The following is a 3,371-nucleotide window of genomic DNA, read 5'->3' as shown; positions in this document are numbered from 1 at the left end:
TCGCTGTATGCCCGGTGTCCGGTGTGATGTCTTTTTCGATGCGGCATGATTTACAGGGCTGGATTTATCCCTGGTGGCTGAGGGAGACGGGCAGGTACAGGGGCCTGCCCCTACAAAACCCCTGGTGGCTGAGGTTCTCGAAGCCCCTTCCCACTATCTTTTTTCAGGCTATGCAGTAGCAGGTTATTTCTGCTAGACTTCCAAAAAGAAAGGACAATGCATGGCAACAGGCGAGTCCAATGATTACGAAGGTATCCGTGCCATGCTTAATGCTTGGTAACATCCTCACCGATCAGAAGATCCAGACCCTTATCCCCTGCATCAATAACGGCCTTAACCTGTTCCGGGGTAAGACTCGTAATGTCCGCTATCTCTTCGGGCTGCATGTTATATTTTTGAAGATTCATGATAGTCCGGTACTTCTCTTCATGGCGTCCCTCCCTTCTGGCATAAAGCAGATCCGTCTTATGATCCCGCTTCCATTTGAGGTGGGATTCATAGGCTTCACGCATATGATCATCCTGGGTGAACTTGATGTACTTTTCCCTGGCACTGGCGATGTGGGGGTTGTTCTTCAAGATGGTATCCATAATCTTATCCTCCCTGCTCAGGCCTTCGTTTTTGAGATAGTAGAGCCACATGTCTATGGTCTTTTCCACATTGTAATCAGTAATCTTGGGAAGTTCAAGGAAATGCAGGGCAAGATGATCCGTCAGCAGCAGTTCAGGGATGTCCTTTTCACGGAGCATGAAGCAGAGGTGGTGCCTGTTCACATGCTTAAACATCTTGAAATCAAGGATGTTGATGCACATGGCAGGTCTCAGAAGGGAGTAGTCCTCACCCTCCCCAAGCTGTTCCTTGTACATGGAAGCCCAGTAGTAGAGGATTCTTTCCAGAAAAAAGGCCCTGTAGAGGTTTTGCATCTCCACATCGAACCACCTGCCGTCCACGGACTTTGCCTTGATGTCCAGAATGCTTTCTTTCTCATTGTAGAGGGCCTGGAGGTTGAAGGGGTTTTTGATTTCAAGGTCTGTGATCAGGGGGAAGCCGGAGTCCTTCAGAACGGCATTGATGAAATCAATCAGGATGGGTTTATGCTCTTCCATGCCGAAGAGATACTTGAAGAAGATATCCGATGTGGGTTTTACATAATAATCCGTGAGCTGCTGCTTCAAAGGAACCTCCCGTTGGTTGCTGGTTCATATGGCGGAAAGAAGCATAGCTTGAAAGGGTGGAATTGGAAAGAAGGTTTCAAGGGCCTCAGCCTCCGGGTCTGCCCGTAGAACAGGGTGAATCCGGAGAAGGAAGACACAGACAAAACAAAAAAACAGCCCTTTCAAGGCCAGAGACGGGATGGGAGAAAATTGATTTAATTCGGAATAAAAATCAAAAGCAACAAAGTGGCTGCCCCATGGTTGGTCCCAATGGTTGGGCAGAGCATCCGTCTTGCCCATGAATCCCATGGCGGTCCCCTTTATCTCTGGGGAGAATCCTTAGGCTGCGGCGTGGAGGCTGCGGCGTGGTGGCAGCGGCCCTGAAAAATACGGAAATCCCCGTCAAAGGTGCCGTTCTTTTCCTGCCATGGGACAGCCTCCCGGATCTTGCCCAAAGCCATTACTGGTTTCTTCCCGCCCGCCTGCTGGCAAGGGACAGGTACAACAGCATGGAAAACCTCAAAAATTTTGAAGGCAGGGTAGCGGTTCTTCTTGCGGAAGAAGACGAGATTATTCCCATCCGACACGGAAAACGGCTCTACGACTCCCTTACCATGGAAAAAAAGCTCTGGATTTTTGACGGCGCAAGCCACAATGCCATGCCCGTTTCCCCGCATCTTTCCTGGTGGAAGGAAGTCATGGATTTTGTATCGGGTCAGAGTCAAAATCAGGAATAAAACCGAAGCTGGATAGCATGGAAAAAGCAGGCTTTCGGCAGGATAATACCCGAAAAAATAAAACTTGTGGTCTGAGGAAGAATATTTTATGACTAAAAAATTGGTTTTCTGCCTTTTGGGGAACAATTCTTTTAAAACCGCCACTCCGGAGCTGTATGGTTTTCTGGTTAACAGGTAAAAAGATGTGTTATCCAGATAGAATTTTATGGTCTTATGCTTATTGACTTGGCTGATTTCAAACAGACTTGAAGGTTATACGGATCAGCACAATATTATGATGGCGCGGACGCTTCCCGCCGCGCCATCGGGGCGCAAAAATGAGAGGTAAGAATGATAAAAATTGATTTGTACTCTGATTGGATAGAGTATCAAAAGGCATGGTTACAAGAATTCGATTATCCAGTAGATACACTATCTGATCCATCTCAAATTTCTATTGCATATTTCAACGCCATTAAAAGAAGGATACCTGTAAGAACAAGAAATGTTTTCACGTCAGATGTATTTTCTTGCCCGATCGATTTAGAAGAAGGCTTGCGGATATTAGAAGATAAGGTGCAATCCGGTCATGATATAAATCCCAATCTTAGCCGTGGGCTTAAGAGGGTTGATTATAATGACTACCTCCTAAATGATTGGGGGATATTTCATTTTCACTTAGGTGATGAGATCGAAAGTGATGGATACACTAAGAGAACAGGTCCAGTACTTTTTAGTTTCATAACACACGATTCATTTCACGAAATTAATATATATAGCCATGGAAACTGGTCGAATACAGATTTAATTGAAATTGTACACAAAAACTGGCCTCATTTACTTGAAAAGTTCAGATTAGATGATGTTGTTCAAATGGCTTACACCCCAAGCTCCACAACGGTCAAAGAATTTAGAAAAAATCAAATAAATTCATTCATTCAAGTTGCGGATGGTACAGTCTACAGCCAGCCTGGGTTAGGTTATGCCACAGACGGGACAGCGGTAGATGTGTCGGTTGCAGCTATACGCTACAAGAAGTTTATGGATCATTTGCAAAAATCGGTTATCGAAAATTTGGCCGGTGAAATTGAGAATGCATTGGACGAATTGGGGCATACAAGAGGTGAAGATATTGAATTAAAGCTACTCATTGAAAACGGATGGGCCTATGTGTTTTGTGAACAGTATAATATCAAATTTAAATTGCATTCAATGAACATCGCCTAACCAGGCTAATTCAGCCGACGCAAAAAGCCGCGCGGCTGATTAGCGTCGTTAGAAGCTCTTCAAAGGACGGTATATGGAACAAGTTACCTAAAATCCCGCTCATTTTTATACCTACGAAGGCTCTTTAGCTCCAAAGGCTTTGAAGATAGTTTTTTGAAGCTTGGTTAATGGGAAAAGGATTCTAACTCCCTTAATTTCCTGAATGCGTAGTTTGGATAAAGTTAAAATCAGCTCTTTCATTGTCATTTTGCAGTACAATTTTTCCTGCACCATC

The 3,371-nt window shown here is 44.7% G+C and carries 3 protein-coding genes; 2 read left to right on the top strand and 1 reads right to left on the bottom strand.

Going from position 1 to position 3,371, the window contains the following annotated elements; all coding sequences use genetic code 11:
• Positions 1 to 266 precede the first annotated feature (266 nt).
• Complete coding sequence (locus LZ24_RS15005; protein WP_144686543.1) at positions 267 to 1,175, bottom strand: Rpn family recombination-promoting nuclease/putative transposase; 909 nt, start codon at positions 1,173 to 1,175, stop codon at positions 267 to 269.
• 344 nt (positions 1,176 to 1,519) lie between these two features.
• On the opposite strand from LZ24_RS15005, the gene LZ24_RS15000 reads away from it, so the two are divergent.
• Together LZ24_RS15000 and LZ24_RS14995 are read left to right on the top strand one after the other, a co-directional pair.
• On the top strand, positions 1,520 to 1,891 hold the full coding sequence (locus LZ24_RS15000; protein WP_186443186.1) for an alpha/beta hydrolase family protein: 372 nt from the start codon (positions 1,520 to 1,522) through the stop codon (positions 1,889 to 1,891).
• A 330-nt stretch (positions 1,892 to 2,221) separates the two neighbouring features.
• A complete protein-coding gene (locus LZ24_RS14995) occupies positions 2,222 to 3,097 on the top strand; it encodes a hypothetical protein (RefSeq protein ID WP_144686541.1) in 876 nt (291 codons plus the stop codon).
• The last annotated feature ends 274 nt before the right edge of the window (positions 3,098 to 3,371 follow it).

The sequence above is a fragment of the Desulfobotulus alkaliphilus genome (genome assembly GCF_007830435.1).
GTDB classification, from domain to species: domain Bacteria; phylum Desulfobacterota; class Desulfobacteria; order Desulfobacterales; family ASO4-4; genus Desulfobotulus; species Desulfobotulus alkaliphilus.
Note: the sequence above shows the minus strand (reverse complement) of the source record. Positions and strands in the feature narration are given on the sequence as shown.

Excerpts from the sequence above, each read along its gene's own strand:
- LZ24_RS14995 (WP_144686541.1), top strand. The coding sequence starts at position 2,222 with ATGATAAAAATTGATTTGTACTCTGATTGGATAGAGTATCAAAAGGCA.